Annotated in this window: 14 protein-coding genes; 7 read left to right on the plus strand and 7 right to left on the minus strand. The window is 70.7% G+C overall.

All coding sequences use genetic code 11. The features are described from left to right. Position 1: 1 nt before the first annotated feature. Positions 2–760 (plus strand): TrmJ/YjtD family RNA methyltransferase, encoded by a 759-nt coding sequence (locus tag HNQ09_RS05470; RefSeq protein WP_184026544.1) that lies wholly within the window; start codon positions 2–4, stop codon positions 758–760. Positions 761–783: 23 nt separating this feature from the next. Here HNQ09_RS05470 and HNQ09_RS05475 read toward each other — a convergent pair whose 3' ends face one another. Beyond that, on the minus strand, positions 784–1,437 hold the full coding sequence (locus tag HNQ09_RS05475; protein ID WP_184026547.1) for a helix-turn-helix domain-containing protein: 654 nt from the start codon (positions 1,435–1,437) through the stop codon (positions 784–786). Between the two features lie 74 nt (positions 1,438–1,511). Between HNQ09_RS05475 and HNQ09_RS05480 the strand changes: the two genes are divergently transcribed. Together HNQ09_RS05480 and HNQ09_RS05485 are read left to right on the plus strand one after the other, a co-directional pair. Further along, on the plus strand, positions 1,512–2,729 hold the full coding sequence (locus HNQ09_RS05480; RefSeq protein ID WP_184026550.1) for an MFS transporter: 1,218 nt from the start codon (positions 1,512–1,514) through the stop codon (positions 2,727–2,729). 47 nt (positions 2,730–2,776) lie between these two features. Beyond that, positions 2,777–4,516 (plus strand): histidine kinase, encoded by a 1,740-nt coding sequence (locus HNQ09_RS05485; RefSeq protein ID WP_184026553.1) that lies wholly within the window; start codon positions 2,777–2,779, stop codon positions 4,514–4,516. A 48-nt stretch (positions 4,517–4,564) separates the two neighbouring features. Here the strand turns inward: HNQ09_RS05485 and apaG are convergent, their stop codons facing one another. Next, positions 4,565–4,957 carry a Co2+/Mg2+ efflux protein ApaG gene (gene apaG / locus HNQ09_RS05490; RefSeq protein WP_184026556.1) on the minus strand — a complete coding sequence of 131 codons (393 nt, stop codon included), beginning with the start codon at positions 4,955–4,957 and terminating at the stop codon, positions 4,565–4,567. A 37-nt stretch (positions 4,958–4,994) separates the two neighbouring features. Here apaG and HNQ09_RS05495 point away from each other — a divergent pair, with 37 nt between their 5' ends. Then, positions 4,995–6,074, plus strand: coding sequence for a M42 family metallopeptidase (locus HNQ09_RS05495; RefSeq protein WP_343057623.1), 1,080 nt, complete (start codon positions 4,995–4,997; stop codon positions 6,072–6,074). A gap of 190 nt (positions 6,075–6,264) precedes the next feature. Further along, the gene (locus tag HNQ09_RS05500; protein WP_343057624.1) at positions 6,265–7,506 is read left to right on the plus strand and encodes a TCR/Tet family MFS transporter; all 1,242 of its coding nucleotides are present in this window, start codon (positions 6,265–6,267) and stop codon (positions 7,504–7,506) included. Between the two features lie 89 nt (positions 7,507–7,595). On the opposite strand, the gene dusA is transcribed toward HNQ09_RS05500, so the two are convergent. Continuing rightward, the gene (dusA, locus tag HNQ09_RS05505) at positions 7,596–8,636 is read right to left on the minus strand and encodes a tRNA dihydrouridine(20/20a) synthase DusA (protein ID WP_184026564.1); all 1,041 of its coding nucleotides are present in this window, start codon (positions 8,634–8,636) and stop codon (positions 7,596–7,598) included. A 113-nt stretch (positions 8,637–8,749) separates the two neighbouring features. Continuing rightward, a complete protein-coding gene (locus HNQ09_RS05510) occupies positions 8,750–10,009 on the minus strand; it encodes a glucose-1-phosphate adenylyltransferase family protein (protein ID WP_184026567.1) in 1,260 nt (419 codons plus the stop codon). Between the two features lie 163 nt (positions 10,010–10,172). Between HNQ09_RS05510 and HNQ09_RS05515 the strand changes: the two genes are divergently transcribed. Next, positions 10,173–10,325 (plus strand): hypothetical protein, encoded by a 153-nt coding sequence (locus tag HNQ09_RS05515; RefSeq protein ID WP_184026569.1) that lies wholly within the window; start codon positions 10,173–10,175, stop codon positions 10,323–10,325. A gap of 91 nt (positions 10,326–10,416) precedes the next feature. Beyond that, complete coding sequence (locus tag HNQ09_RS05520; protein ID WP_184026572.1) at positions 10,417–10,671, plus strand: hypothetical protein; 255 nt, start codon at positions 10,417–10,419, stop codon at positions 10,669–10,671. A gap of 146 nt (positions 10,672–10,817) precedes the next feature. On the opposite strand, the gene mqnC is transcribed toward HNQ09_RS05520, so the two are convergent. The 3 genes from mqnC to topA form a co-directional block, all read right to left on the minus strand. After that, on the minus strand, positions 10,818–12,011 hold the full coding sequence (gene mqnC, locus HNQ09_RS05525; RefSeq protein WP_184026574.1) for a cyclic dehypoxanthinyl futalosine synthase: 1,194 nt from the start codon (positions 12,009–12,011) through the stop codon (positions 10,818–10,820). 192 nt (positions 12,012–12,203) lie between these two features. Then, positions 12,204–12,515 (minus strand): hypothetical protein, encoded by a 312-nt coding sequence (locus HNQ09_RS05530; RefSeq protein ID WP_184026576.1) that lies wholly within the window; start codon positions 12,513–12,515, stop codon positions 12,204–12,206. Further along, complete coding sequence (topA, locus tag HNQ09_RS05535; protein WP_184026578.1) at positions 12,516–15,446, minus strand: type I DNA topoisomerase; 2,931 nt, start codon at positions 15,444–15,446, stop codon at positions 12,516–12,518. Between the last annotated feature and the right edge of the window lie 33 nt (positions 15,447–15,479).

Consider the following 15,479-nt stretch of genomic DNA (forward strand, 5'->3'; position numbering starts at 1 on the left):
CGTGAACCTCGCGGTCGTCCTCGTCTCTCCCAAAACGCCCGGCAACATCGGGGCGGCGGCCCGCGCGATGCTCAACATGGGGGCGCATGACCTGCGGATCGTGGCCCCACGCTGCGATCCGCTCGACAGTCAGGCGCTGGCGATGGCCGTCCACGCCTCGGACCTGCTGCGGTCGGCCAGGGTCTACCCCACCCTGCGCGAGGCCCTGGCCGACCGCGACGTGAGCGTGGGGACCTCCGCCCGCATCCGCGCGGACCTGCCTGCCCCCCGCCACCCGGCTCAGGTGCGCCCGCTGGTGCGCGCGGCGTCGGCCCCCGCGCTGGTGTTCGGGCCGGAGGAGACAGGCCTGATCAACTCCGACCTGGAACAGTGTCAGGTCACGGTGCGGGTGCCCACCGGCGACTACGCCAGCCTGAACCTCGCCCAGGCGGTGCTGCTGGTCTGCTACGAGTTTTTGCAGGCGCAGGACGACACGCCCGCCTACGACCGCAAGACGGCCACCCGCGAGGAGATGGAAGCGCTGTACGGCCACCTGCACGAGACCATGCACCTGATCGGCTACACCGACGCGGTGCGGGCGCGGCACACGCTGCGGCTGTGGCGGGCGCTGCTCGACCGCGCGCTGATGAGCAGCGCCGAGAGCCGACTTTTCCGGGGCTTTTTGCGGCAGGTGCAGTGGAAGGTGGAGGACGCGGGAAAACGGGGCGCGGAGAGAGAAAGTGTGTCCCCGAGCGCGGCTGCCGAGCCTCGGGCCGAATAGCCCTCCACACCTCCGCTCCTCGCTCAGCCCACCTCGCCGCGAACCAGCAGCAAGCCGACGGTGTAGGCGTCTGCCTCTGGCGTTTCCCGTTCCCCAAATTCGGCCATCACCGCCAGCAGACGGCGTTTGAGTTCCGTAGCGTCCGCGCGGGTGAGGTGGGCCATCCCGAGATTCAGCAAGAAAGGTTCGTCCCCCCCGAAGAGGCCCTGGGCCGACCCGTCCGGCCCTCCCAGCCGCAGGTTGCTGCTCTGCTCCGCACGCTCCAGCCAGTAGCCCCAGTTCGGCTGCTGCGTCTGAATCAGCCGGACACTGTGGTCCACGAACCGCTCGATCCGGGGCAGAATCTGCCCGGCCAGAAAGGCGTTCAGGGTTTCGGCCCGCGTGATCTCATACGGGATGAACCAGCGCGGGGCCACGGCATACCGCCGAAGGGTCTGCCTGCCGGTTTCCCGCTCTACCTGGACCTGAGCCACCCCACTCCGGGTCAGTTTCCGCAGCAGGTAGTAGGCCCGCTGGATTTTTACGTCCAGGTGCTGGGCGACCTCGCGGGCCGTGCTGGGCGCCTGCATCAGCAGCCCCAGCAGAGGCCGCAACTCCACGTCGAGGAGCAGGGCCGCCTGCGCCGCGTCGGTGGTCTGGGGCTGGGGTGCGGGGGGGAGCACGGCTCTCTCAGTCACTTCCTGAGTGTAGACACCGGGCCGTTGAAAGACGCGCTGTCTTTTCAATTCCCTGCGCCCACACACTGCCGGACATGACCACCCTCTGGAACCGCAGTTTCCTGCTGTGGCTGATCGGCTCTGCTCAGGCCCGGCTGGGCGCGGCGCTGGCCTCCATCGCCCTGAGTTTTCTGGTGCTGCATCAGACTGGCTCGGCGGGCCGCATGGCGCAGACCCTGGCCCTAAGCCTGGTTCCGAATCTGCTGATGCCGCTGGCGGGCACGTTGGTGGACCGGGTCAGTCTTAAAGTGCCGCTGATCGCCGCGAACGTCTTCCAGGGTCTGTTGCAACTCACGGTGGGCGGGCTGGCGCTGGCTTGGGGCGAGGTGCCGCTGTGGCTGGTCAACGCGGCGGCGTTCGCCGGGGGCCTGGCCGCCATCTTCGTCAGTCCGGCGAGCAGCGCCGCCGTGCCCGCACTGGTGCCTGCGGCAGAGCTGGCGCGGGCCAACGGGCTGCTGGGCGGACTGGGCCAAAGCATGGGCCTGCTGGGTATGCTGGCCGGAGGCTGGATCGTCGCGCAGTGGTCGCCCGCCGTGGCGATTTTGCTCAACAGCGCCGCTTTCCTGATCTTCGCCGCGCTGCTGGTGTGGATTCACCTGCCTCCCCGCCAGCAACAGGCCACGCGGACGGGGCTGTGGGCTGACCTGCGCGCTGGGCTGTCGCTGATGCGGCGCTCCAGAATCCTGAGCTTTCTCCCGGTCATCGCCCTGGTGCTCAACGGCGTCCTGGCCCCCACCGCAGTGGTCATGCCCAAACTGATGGAGACCCTGGGACCAGGCGCACAGGGCTATGGAGTCTTTTTGGCCCTGGAGAGCGGCGGCATGTTGCTGGCGGGAGCGCTTATCGCCGTGGTGGGCCGCAGGCTACCGCTGCGTCCGGCCATCAGCGCCGGTTTGCTGGTGGCTGCCCTCGCTTACGCGGGCATGTGGGCCGGACCGCTGTTCCCGGTCCTGCTGGCCTGCGCATTCCTGCTGGGGTTTGGCCTGGGGCTGGTCAATACGCCGGTGGTAACGTTGCTTCAACAGCTGGTACCGGGCGCCTACCTGGGCCGGGTCTTTGCGGTGCTGAACGCGGTAGGTGCAGTGGGGATGCCGCTGGTCCTCTTGATCGTCTCCCCGCTGGTGGACCGGGTACCGGTCTCGGTCTGGTTCGGCCTCTCGGTGCTGGCTCTGGCTCTGGGAATGGTGTGGTGGTGGGTGGTGGCCCGCGCAGAACCGCCCAGACCCTTGCCGGGGCAGGCTGAACCCTCCTGAGTCTCGCGTTACGGCGCTCTCCCCAGCGCCTCCCTAGACTGTCTCCCATGACGGACCTGCCCGCCACGCTGCCCGCCGCCTCGCCGCCTGCGCCGCCGGGGTGGCCGCTGTCGCGGCGGGTGCAGCTGGTGCGGAACGTGCTGCCGCCCCTGATCGTGCTGGTGGTGGCGGTGGTGGAGTACGCCATCGCCCAGCTGCCCAGCCCCCGCTCGGAGGTCTGGGCGCACCTGCTGTTCTATGGCCTGCTGGGTCCGGCGGTGACTTTTTTCAGCGTGGAGTGGATCGCGGAAGGCACCCGCGCCCGCGAGCGCGCCGAGCACGAGCTGCGGGGAACCTACGCGCAGCTCAGCACCTCGCACGCGCGGCTGCGGGCAGTGCAGGAACTGATGCGCGACCTGACCGACGCCCCCGACATGGGCGCGGTGGTCGAGGTCGCGGCGCGCGGCGCGGTGCGGGCGACCGGGGCGCAGCACGCGACCCTGACCGTGCCCGGCGGCCTGAGCGCCTCGGCGGTGGGCGACGGGACAGGCCACGCGGCCCCGGCGGCCGGGCGCTACGGCCTGCGGGTTCCCATTCCGGGCGGCGGCGCCCTGGCGCTGCATTTCGACACGCCGCCCACCCCCGAGACCGAGGCGCTGGCGCAGGCCCTGGCCGCCGAGGTGGCGACCGGGGTGGAGGCCGCCCGGCAGCGGACCCTCGACCTGATGACGGTGTACTCGGTGGACCAGTCCATCCGCGCCGAGCGCAACATGCGCCGGTTGCTCGCCCGCGTCACGCACAACATGGCCGCGCGGGCGGGGGCCGGGGCGCGGGCCGCCTACCTCAGCGACCAGGACGGCGTGCTGCGGCTGGAATACGCCCAGGACGCCGGGGGCGAGAGCAGTTCGCGCGGCACCCTGGCCCCGCCCTTCGCCCTGCGGGTCGCCCAGGCCGGAACCCCGCTGGTGGCGAGCGCCGACGAGGCCGCCGAGGTCTTTCCGGGGGGCGGCATCTGCACGGCCCTGGGCTTTCCGATGCGCGACGAGGAGGAACTCGTGGGCGTGCTGGTGCTGGGCGACGCCCGCCCCGACGCCTTCGAGAATGCCCGCTTGCCGCTGCTGGCGCTGCTGGCGGCGCAGGCCACCCTGGGGGTGCGCAACGCCCGCGCCTACCTGTACTCCGAAGAACTCGCCATCAGCGACGAGCGCGCCCGCATCGCCCGCGAGATTCACGACGGGGTGGCGCAGTCGCTGGCCTTTGCCGCGCTGAAGCTCGACGTGGTCACCCGGCAGCTGCACAGCGACCCTGAAAAGGCCGAGGCCGAGGTCCGCGCGGCCACCGCCCTGCTGCGCGAGCAGATCCGGGAGGTGCGGCGCTCGATCTTCGCCCTGCGGCCCATCGACCTGGAACGCTACGGCCTGCTGGAGACGGTGCGGCGCTACGTCGAGGACTTCGGGGAGCAAAACGGCGTCCGCACGGTCCTCAACGTCTCGGGCGACATTCACCTTGCGCCGGGCGACGAGGCGATGGTCTTCCGAATTTTGCAAGAGAGCCTCAACAACGTCGCCAAGCACGCCCGCGCCCGCGAGGTCACGGTCACCCTGCACGGCGGCGCCCGGGTGACCCTGCGGGTGCAGGACGACGGCGCGGGCTTCGACCCCGCCCAGATCTCGGGCCGCGTGAGCAGCGCCGGGGGCCTGGGCCTGATGCAGATGCGCGAGCGCGTCGAGAGCCGGGGCGGCCGCTACCGGGTCCTCAGCGAACCGCGCCACGGCACGCTGGTGGAGGCGGAGGTGCCGCAGGCGTGAGGCCGCCAGAGGCCAGTTGCCAGAAAAAGCAGGGCGTGCGACGGGCAGCTAATTGAGCGTCCGCTCCCCTGGCACCTCCAGCACGAAGGGCGGGATGGGCACCTGCACGCGCACGCCCCAGGCGTCTTGCATCAGGTAGTGGCCCGCCATGCGGCCCGGCGTGTCCTGCACCGTCACGAAGGAGTCGTAGACGAAGGCGCCGCCGGGCGGGATGACCGGCTGCTCTCCGACCACGCCCTCGCCGTCCACGACCGTCTGGCGGCCCGAGGCGTCGAGGATGTCCCAGTGGCGGGCGAGCAGCTGCCAGGTCTCGTCCGAGCGGTTCTCGATGCGGATCACGTAGGTAAAGAGGCGGCGCCCCGGGGCCGAGTGCGCCGGGAGGTAACTCACGTCCACATGGACCCGCACGTCGGGGGCCGGGGCAGAGGCAGGCTGGCTCATGGGGCCGAGCATAGCCGGGAGGCCTAGACTTGGCCGCGTGACCCACGACAACACGACCAGCCGCGCCGCCGCCCCCTTCAACGAGGACTTTCTCTTCGCCCTGCTGCGCGAGGCGGCCCCCAGCGGCTGCGAGCGCCGCGCCGCCGACGTGTGGAAGCGGGAGGCGGCCGCCTTTGCCCGCGTCTCGGAGGACCACTACGGCAACGTGTACGCCGAACTCGGCCCCGAGGACGGTCCCACCGTCGCCCTGATGGGCCACCTCGATGAGATCGGGCTGATCGTCTCGCACGTCTCGGACGAGGGCTTTCTCAGCGTGCTGGGCGTGGGCGGCTGGGACCCGCAGGTGCTCGTCGGCCAGCGCGTCCGGCTGCTGGCACCGGGCGGCGACCTTCTGGGCGTGGTGGGCAAAAAGGCCATTCACGTGATGGAACCGGAAGACCGCAAGAACGCCTCCAAGCTCGAAGACCTCTGGATCGACGTCGGCCTGAGCAAGGAAGAGGTTCAGGCGCGCGTCCCGGTCGGCACCTACGGGGTGATCGAGCAGGGGCCGGTCCGGGTGGGCGAGAAGATCGTGGGCCGGGCGCTCGACAACCGGGTGGGGGGCTTTGTCGTGCTCGAAGCCTTGCGGGCGCTCCAGGACGTGGAGCTGCGGCACCGGGTCGTCGCCGTGGGCACCAGCCAGGAGGAGATCGGCGTGTTCGGGGCGCAGGTCAGCGGGCACCGCCTGAACCCGGTGGCGGGCGTGGCCGTGGACGTGACCCACGAGACCCGGCAGCCGGGGGTGAGCGAGAAGAAGTACGGCACCGTGCCCTTCGGCTCGGGCGCGAACCTCAGCGTGGGGCCGATGACCAGCCCCGCCATCTTGCACCAGATGCAGGACGCGGCGGGCCAGGCCGGGATTCCCTACACCCTCAGCGCGAGCGGCCGCTACACCGGCACCGACGCCGACGCGCTGACGCTGGTGCGCTCGGGTGTGCCCACGGCGGTCGTGAGCATCCCCAACCGCTACATGCACTCGCCCAGCGAGATGGTGGACGCCCGCGACGTGCAGGCCTGCATCGACCTGATCGCCGCGTGGATCCGGCGGTTGGAGGGCGGCGAAGAGTTCCTGCGCTGACCGCTGCCCCCCGCCGGGTGAACGCCGGCCACCGGGCAGAGAAGCGCGTTCCAGACGGCCCCTGTTCTCTCCGGCGACCTCGCGGGGAACATGAAGTGGACGGGCTGCGGACCAGGGAGACCCCGGCCCTCTCCAGCCTGTGGCCTTTTGGCAGATGGCTGGCGGCCAGCCCCGCGCCTACAATCTGCCGGTGACTGCTCCCCCTCTCCCCTCCCCGTCTCCGGCCCGCCGTGCCGCCCTGCCCTTCATCCTGCTGACCGTCTTGCTGGACGTGATGGGGGTGGGGCTGATCATCCCGGTGTTTCCGGGGCTGGTCAGCGACCTCGCGGGCGATCCCACGCTGGGGGCGCGGCTGCTGGGCGTGTTCACCGCCGTCTATGCGCTGATGCAGTTCGTGTTCGCGCCCATCCTGGGGGCGCTGTCGGACCGCTACGGGCGGCGGCCGGTGCTGCTGCTGAGCCTGATGGGGCTGGGGCTGGACTACCTGCTGCTGTATTTCGCGCCGAACCTGTGGTGGCTTTTCGTGGGCCGGGTGATCGCCGGGGTCACCGGGGCGAGCATCACGGTGGCGAACGCGTACCTGGCCGACGTCACGGCGCCGGAAAACCGCGCCCGGTCCTTCGGGCTGCTGGGAGCCACCTTCGGGGTGGGGTTCATCCTGGGGCCAGCGCTGGGCGGCGTGCTGGGCGACGTGGACGTGCGGCTGCCCTTTCTGGTGGCGGCGGCGCTGGCACTGCTGAACGCGCTGTACGGCTTTTTCATCCTGCCCGAGTCGCTGCCGCCGGAGCGCCGGGGCACGCCCGAGCGCATCCGTCTCAATCCCCTCGCGCCGCTGACCGTGCTGGGGCGCTATCCCCTCGTGCGGAACCTCGCCGCCGCCTTCATCCTGATCGGGATGGCGCAGCAGGTGATCTTCAGCACCTGGGTGCTGTTCACCGAGCGGGTGCTGGACTGGTCGGCCACCCAGAACGGGCTGGCGCTCGCGCTGGTGGGCCTGCTCTCGGCGGTCGTGCAGGCGGGGCTGGTGGGCACGGCGGTGCGGGTGCTGGGCGAGCGCGGGGCCATCATCACCGGGCTGCTGCTGGGCGTCGTGCAGTACCTGCTGCTGGGCGCGGCCCGCACGGACGCCATGCTGTACGCCTCCATCGTGCTGGGGTCGCTGGCGGGGATCGCGGGGCCGTCCATTCAGGGCCTGATCAGCCGCCGGGTGGACCCCACCGAGCAGGGGCGGGTGCAGGGCGCCCTGACCAGCGTGCAGAGCCTCGTCGGGGTGGTCGGGCCGCTGGTCGCCACCAGCGTCTTCGCGGCGTTTACCCGGCCCGGCAACCCGTACCACGAACCTGGCGCGGCCTTTTACATGGCGGCGCTGTTCAGCCTCGCGGGGACGGTGGTGGCGGGCGTGGTGCTGCGGCGAGCGGGGCGGCAGAGCTAGGGCAGTGGACGAAGGAAGACCCCTCACCAGTCGCCCGGTGAGGGGTTCTTGGTCTTTGCTCCTGTCAGTTTGTCAAAGACTTCAAGCAGTCAAATCACCTGCTCTGCCCCTACCCCAGGCCGAGCGTCCAGCACGCTGTCCGGCACCCCCGCCAGCGCCCGGTGCACCACGTCCAGCCCAGCAGCAGGGCGGTGGCCTTCCTCGCTCAGCGTACGCTTCCAGTGCCGCGCCCCCGGCTGGCCCGCGAACAGGCCCAGGGTGTGCTTCATCATCCGGTTCAGGGGCTGGCCCGCCTCCAGCTGCGCCGCGACATAGGGCAAATAAGTCTCAATCGCCTCGCGGCGGGTGGGCGGGGTCACGTCTTCCCCGAACACGTCCCGGTCAGCGGTCGCCAGGAGGTACGGGTCCTGGTACGCCGCCCGCCCGATCATCACGCCGTCGGCCCAGGCCAGGTGCTCACGCGCGGCCTCCAGGGTCAGCACGCCGCCGTTGAGCACGACCGTCAGCCCCGGAAAGTCGGCCTTGAGCTGCTGCACGGCTTCATACCGCAAGGGGGGAATCTCTCGGTTCTCCTTCGGGGAGAGGCCAGAGAGCCACGCCTTGCGGGCGTGCACGATGAAGGTCTCGCAGCCCGCCGCCGCGACGGTGGAGACAAAGCGGGTGAGGTGCGCGTAGCTGTCGAGGTCGTCAATCCCGATGCGGTGCTTGACCGTGACGGGGAGGCGGGTCGCGCCCCGCATCGCCTCCACCGCCCGCGCCACCACGTCGGGGGTCGCCATCAGGCAGGCACCGAACGCGCCGCTCTGCACCCGGTCGCTGGGGCAACCGCAGTTGAGGTTCACCTCGTCGTAGCCCCGGTCCTCGGCCAATCGGGCGCACTCGGCGAGCGCCGCCGGGTCCGAGCCGCCCAGTTGCAGCGCCAGCGGGTGTTCCGGCGCGCAAAAACCCAGGTGCCGCTCGCGGTCGCCGTGTAAGATCGCCCCGGTGGTCACCATCTCGGTGTACAGCAGGGTGCGGCGGGTCAGCGTCCGGTGAAAGGCGCGGCAATGCCGGTCGGTCCAGTCGAGCATGGGCGCGACGCTGAGCCGGTGCGCGGGGAGGGTGTAGGGAGGCGGGGGCGCGGCGCTCATCGGCCTGGCAGTGTACGCGGGGGGCGGGGGGCGCAATGGTGGCCAGAACCCGGCGGCGCCGGAGCAGCCCGCCGAGGGCCGCCGGGCCGCCGCCGAGGCCCCGGCCTGGCCCCTTACTTCCCGGCCCGGTCGTCCGCCTGCGCCGCGAGAACGCTGTGGGCTTCGTGCCCGGCGCGGACCGTCTGGCGCGGCTCGACGATCACTCCGGGGCCGACTTGCGCTCCCGCCTCCACGACGCTGTGGGCGCCGATCACGCTCAGGGGGCTGCCCTGGCCCTGGCCCCCGACCCGCGCCCCGGCCTCCACGACCGCGTGCGCGTCCACGATGGCGCTCCTCACGCTGGCCCCCGCCCGCACCACCGCCCCCGCCTGCACAATGCTGTCCCGCACGCTGGCGCCCTTTTCCACGACCGCGTTGGGGCCGATCACGCTGCCGACCACCTCGCCCTGGATGGTCGCGCCGCCGCAGACAAAGGCGTGGTCGAGGTGGGCCGAGCCGTGAATGCGCGTGGGCGGCCAGGCGATGGAACTGGTGATAAAGGGCCATTCTGGCGTGTCGAGCACGAAGCCCCGCCCGTCCAGAAAATCCTGGTGGGTCTGCATGTAGGCGTCCAGGGTGCCCACGTCCATCCAGTAGCCCTCCATCGGGTGGGCGTAGGCGTCCCCGCGCGCCACCAGGGCGGGAAGCAGTTCCTCGCCGTAGTCGCCCAGTTCCCCCTGCCGCTCCAGCTCCTCCAGCGTGTCCATCAGCAGGGCCGCGCCGTACACGAAGACCTCGGCGGTCACGGTCTTGCCCAGCGGCTCCTCCGGCTTGTAGGCGAACTCGGTCACCCGGCCTTCCGCGTCGGCGCGCACGTTGCCAAAGCGGGTGGCCTGGGCGGGGTCGGCCAGCTCGGTCGTCACCATCGTGACGCTGGCGCCCCGGCGCACGTGCTCACGAATCACGTCGGAGTAATCCAGCTTGTAGATGTGGTCGGCGCTCATGACCAGCACCACGTCGGGGGCGAATTCGCGCATCAGCCGGACGTGCTGGGCCAGGGCGTGCGCGTTGCCCTGGGCGAACTCGCCGTCCTCGTTCTCGGGGCTGGAAAAGGGCGGCATGACCACCAGCCCGCCGCGCGTGCGGTCGAGGTCCCAGGGCCGCCCGCCCGAGAGGTGGTCGTTGAGGCCGTGCGGGAGATACTGCTCGATCACCCACACGTCACCTATGCCGCTGTGGACCAGGTTGGACAGCGGAAAGTCGATCAGCCGGTAGGTTCCCAGAAAGGGCACGGCGGGTTTGGCCCGCTCGGTCGTCAGCGGGGCCAGGCGGCTGCCCTTGCCCCCCGCGAGCACGATGGCGAGGACCTTCTGACCAGCAATGCGGAGACTCATCGCCTGGAAGTGTGCGGGAAACCCGCCGCCGCCGCGTGAGGGGGCCAGGGCGCCGACTTCATGAGTCCCGGCTTGAGACATGGCTGAGGCTCGCGTGGTCCCACCCCGCACCTTCAGAAAGCTGGAAGGCGGACCCGGGGGTCAGGCTTCTAGGCTACCGGGCATGCTCTGGTTGCTGCTGCTGCTCACCCTTCTCGCGCTGATGGCGCAGTTCGCGGCCCGTCAGGCCCGGCTTGACCTGGTGCCGGACCAGGCCACAGGGCCGCGCCGCCCGGCGAGGGTGGACGCCCCGCTCGACCCCCCGCACCCCGCCTGAAGTCCCGCCGCTGATTCCCCTCTGAGCGGCGGTTGAGGACCTCATCATTTCGGCGGATGTGCGCGTCAGCCCCCGGCAGTACGCTGCGGGCATGAACGTGACCCGTCACTTCAGCGACACCCGCACCGGGGAGGGCCGCGTCCGCTTTCTGCTGAGCGCGGGGCGGGTGCGGCTGGTGGCCGAGGGCCTCGGCGCCGATGGACGCAGCTGGCAGTGGGAAAGCAGCCACGCCACCCTGGAAGACGCCGCGACCTTCCTGGCCGCCGTGCCGGGGCTGGGGCAGGCGCTGTACGTGCAGGCTCTGGACGATCTGAAGCGCCAGATGCAGTTCGGCGGGGCGGCCTAACAGGGCGCGGCTCCACCCAGGGCCGATTTCAGGATCATCTGGGCCAGGGCCGGGCAGCACTGGGCAACGGATCAGGAGAGGGGGCCGGGAGCCGACGCTGCGGCCTCCTCTTCACTGGCTGGGGAACTTCTGCCCTTTTCGGCGGCTCAGCTTGGCGCCCCCACCGCGCGCTCGGCCTCGGGGTTGGTCGCGGCGCGGCCCAGGGCGGCCTCCACGTCGGGCCAGGCGATGATTTCGAAGCGGCTGTTGCGGATCGCGGGCGTGAATCCGGCGTCCACGGCGACGCGAATCAGTTCGCGCACGGTGGCCTGATGCCGCCCGTGCCCGCCCGCCGCGCTCACCACGTTCTCCTCCATCATGGTCGAGCCGAGGTCGTTGGCGCCGTAGTAGAGGGACGCCTGCGCCACCTTGAAGCCCTGCCCCGGCCACGACGCCTGGATGTTGGGCACGTTGTCCAGCGCGATGCGGGCGATGGCGAGCTGCTGGAGGTACTCGTGGGCCGTCGCGCCGGGCGCCTTGCCGTGCAGCCGGGTGTGCTCGGTCTGGAGGGTCCACATCGCGAAGCCCGAAAAGCCGTTGCCGCCGTACAGGGCGTTGGCCCGGTCCTGCTGGTCCCGAATCTGGAGCAGGTGGCGGGTGCGCTGGGCATACGTCTCCCCGAAGCCGATCACCATCGTGGAGATGGTGTACAGCCCCTTGCGCTGGGCCGCGTCGAGGATGCGAAACCAGTCGGCCGAGCGGATACGGGCGGGCGCCGCTTTCTTGCGCACGTCGTCCTCCAGAATCTCGCCGCCCGCGCCGGGCAACCCGTCCAGCCCCGCCTCGATCAGGGTGTCGAGCAGCGCGTCGAGGCTCAGGCCGAAGTTTTTTTCCATGAACAGCACTTCCTCGGGCGAGAAAGCGTCGATGCGGATGGACGGGTGGTGCGCCTTGATGTGGCGCAGCAGGCCGGTGTAGTAAGCAAGCCCCAGCTCCGGGTTCACGCCGCCCTGCATCAGGATGCGGGTGCCGCCCGCCGCCTCCAGCTCGGTGATCTTGGCGCTGATCGTGGCGTAGTCGTGGGTATAGCTGTCGGCCTGGCGCCGGGTGCGGTAGAAGGCGCAGAAGTTGCAGCCCACGTTGCAGATGTTGGTGTAGTTGATGTTGCGGTCGATCAAAAAGGAAACCACGTCGGGGTCGCGCCGCGCCAGCCGCAGGGCGTGGGCGGCGGCGGCCACCTCGGGGAGCGGCAGGTGGTACAGCGCCTCGATCTCGGCGGCGTTCAGGCGCTCGCCCGACACGGCCCGGCCCAGCAGCTCTGTTCCCGTCTCCCCCAGCCTCTCCTCGCCCAACGCTGTCATGCCTGCACGCTAGCACCGCCGGGGGGCGGCAAGCGTCCCGCGTCTCCCAGTTCCCCTCACAGCGGTGACCCCATGAGTTGCTGGAACCCCAGCAACTCATAGGGTCCGAGCAAAGCGAGCAACCGTGATTGTGAGCGGTCGTAGTGGAGTTGATGGGGCGCTGTCCACCATCAACGTAACGGAGCGCCGCGATCAGGCGCCCGGCACCAGCAGCAGCACCGTTCCGGCCTTGACCGGCAGCGCCTCCCAGGGCTGATCCGGGGTCACCCGGTACGCCTCGGCGGGGCGCAGGCGCACGAACTCGCCGTGCGGCAGGTCGAGCACCGCCTCACCCGAGAGGCAGGTCAGCCAGCCCCCCAGCGCCGGGCCGCCGATCTTGCCTGCCAGGGCGAGCACGCGCAGCTCGCCGCCGGGCAGCGTCGTCCATTCGCCGGGCGTGCCCTGCGCCAGCCGCGCGAGGTGCAGCGCCTGGGGAGGCTCGGGCCGGACGGGACGCGAAGGCACTCAGCCCCCCCGCGCCGCCTGGTTGAGCTTCTTGCTGGCCTGGAGGGCCATGCCCTTGGCCTTTTTCACGTCCAGCCCCAGGCCCGGCGCCACGTCCTCCACCTTGCGGCCCTGCTCGCGGGTGGCGGTGACCAGCGCCCGCTCCGGCTCGCTCAGGACCCCCAGGTGGGGCCTCAGATCGGCCCAGGTAAAGGTTGCTTTAGCCGGAGCCTTTGCGGCGGGCACTTTGGCCTTCGCCGGAGCTTTCTTTGCCGCCGCTTTACGGGAAGCCGCCTTCTGCGCGGTTCCGGTCCTGGTGGCGCTGGTCCCGGCTGTGGCCTTTTTCGGTGCAGCTTTCGCCCCGGTTCGCGCCGTCTTCTTCTGCCCCGGCTTCTTCTGGGGTTCCTTGCCGCGTTCCTCCAGAATCTCCAGGGCGCGCTCGGCGGTGAGCGTCCCCTCCTCCTCGCCCTTGCGGAGGGTGGCGTTTTTCTCGCCGTCGGTGAGGTACGGCCCGAAGCGGCCCGACTTAAGCACAATGGGCGCGCGGCCCTCGTACTCGAAAGTCCGCAGCGGCGCGGCGGCGGCCCCCTTCGCCCGGAACCGCGGCTGCATGAACAGCGCCTCGGCCTCGTGCAGGCCCACCGTGAACAGTTGTTCGTGCGCGGCGAGGCTGCGCGAGTCGTTCCCGCGCTTGAGGTAGGGGCCGTACTTGCCGTTCTGCGCCCAGATCTCCTCGCCCTCCGAGGTGCCCACCAGCCGGGGCAGGCTCAGCAGCCGCAGGGCGCGCTCCAGCGTCAAGGTATTCAGGTCGTCGCCCGGAAAGAGGCTGGCGGTGCGAATCGGCGGGTTGCCCTCCCCCAGCGTGACGTAAGGACCGTAGCGCCCGGCGCGGGCCACGACCGGATGCCCGCTGGCCTCGTCCACCCCGATCACCCGGTCGCCGGTCGGGCGGCTCAGGATCTCGGCGGCCTTTTCCGCCGTCAGTTCGTCGGGCGCGAGGTCTTCGGGCAGGTTGGCTTTCTGCTCGCCAAGCTGCATGTACGGCCCGTAGCGGCCCACCCGCACCTCGATGCCGCTGCCCTCCAGCTTGGGCACCGTGATGGTGGCGATCCCGCGCGCGTCGATCTCGGCCATCTTGGAGTCGATCAAGGGGCGCAGGGCCATGCCTTCCCCGCCTTCCCCGAGGTAGAAGCGGCGCAGGTAGGGCACCCGCTGCGCCCGGCCCCCCGCGATGTCGTCGAGGTCCTCTTCCATGCGGGCGGTGAAGTCGTAGTCCACCAGATTGCCGAAATGGTGCTCCAGCAGCGCGGAGGTCGCAAAGGCGGTCCACGAGGGCACCAGCGCCTGCCCCTTTTTGGCCGCGTAGCCCCGGTCCTGAATGGTGCCCAGGATCGAGGCGTAGGTCGAGGGCCGCCCGATGCCCGCCGCCTCCAGCGCCTGCACCAGCGACGCCTCGGTGTAGCGGGCGGGAGGCTGCGTCTCGTGGTCCTCGGCCTTCACCGACTCGGCGGTGACGCGCTCGCCTTCCTTGAGGGGAGGCAGCGGCGTCTCGCGGTCTTCCAGGGCGGCGGCGGGGTCGTCGCTGCCCTCCACGTAGGCCCGCAGGAAGCCGGGAAAGTCGATGGTGCGCCCGGACGCGCTCAGGCCCACGGTCTCACCACCCGTCGCCGTCCCCGCCAGGCGCACCCGCAGGCTGCGGCCCCGCGCGTCGGCCATCTGGCAGGCGACCGTGCGCTTCCAGATCAGGTCGTAGAGCCGCCACTCGTCGCCCGAGAGTTCCCCGCGCAGGCTGTCGGGGGTGCGGAAGCTCGACCCGGCGGGCCGGATCGCCTCGTGCGCCTCCTGGGCGTTCTTGGCCTTTTTCGCGTACACGCGCGGCTGCGGGCTGAGGTAGTCCGGGCCGTACATCGTCTTCACCTGGCTGCGGGCTGCCGTCACCGCCTCGGCGGAGAGGTTGGTCGAGTCGGTCCGCATGTAGGTGATGTAGCCCTGCTCGTAGAGCCGCTGCGCCGCGCGCATGGTGCGGGTGGCGGCGAAGCCCAGCTTGCGGCTGCCCTCCTGCTGGAGGGTCGAGGTGATAAAGGGCGCGTAGGGCCGCTGGGTAAAGGGCTTTTCCTCGGCGGAGGTGACCGTGAGCGGCTGCCCGGTCAGGCCCTGCGCCAGCGCGCGGGCCTCGGGTTCGGCCAGCAGGCGCACCCCGGCCTCCCCCTTGGAGGACACCTTCAGCTTGCCCGTCAGCGGATCGAAGTCCTTGCCGGTCGCCAGGCGCGTGCCGTCCACGTCGGTCAGGCGGGCGGGGAATCTGGCGCCCCTGGCGGTCGCCGCCGTGACGAGCAGGTCCCACCACTCGGCGCTGACAAAACGCATCCGCTCGCGCTCGCGCTCGACCAGCATCCGGGTCGCCACACTCTGCACCCGGCCCGCGCTGAGCCTCGGCGCGACCTTCTTCCACAGCACCGGGCTGACCTCGTAGCCGTACAGGCGGTCGAGCGCCCGGCGGGCCTCCTGCGCTTCGACAAGGTTGGTGTCGATGTCGCGCGGGTTCTGGATCGCCTGCTGGATGGCTTCCTTGGTGATCTCGTGGAAGACCATCCGGCGCACCGGGACCTTGGGCTTCAGCTCCTGAAAGAGGTGCCAGGCGATGCTCTCGCCCTCGCGGTCGTCGTCGGTCGCCAGGATGATCTCGTCGGCTTCCGAGGCGAGCTTGCGCAGCTTGGCGACCTGGCTGCGCTTTTCGGGCGAGACCACGTAGAGGGGCCGGAAGTCGTCCTCGATGTTCAGGCCGAGTCTGGCCCAGGCCTTGCCCTTGTATTTTTCCGGGATGTCGGCGGCGCTCCGGGGGAGGTCGCGGATATGCCCGATGCTCGACTCCACCGCGTACCCCTTTCCGAGGTACTTCTCGATGGTTTTGGCCTTGGCGGGCGACTCGACGATCACGAGGGTTCTGGACATGCTAGGGACACTCCCGGTACAAAGTGACGGTGA

Origin of the sequence: Deinococcus budaensis, from assembly GCF_014201885.1 — a bacterium.
GTDB lineage: Bacteria > Deinococcota > Deinococci > Deinococcales > Deinococcaceae > Deinococcus > Deinococcus budaensis.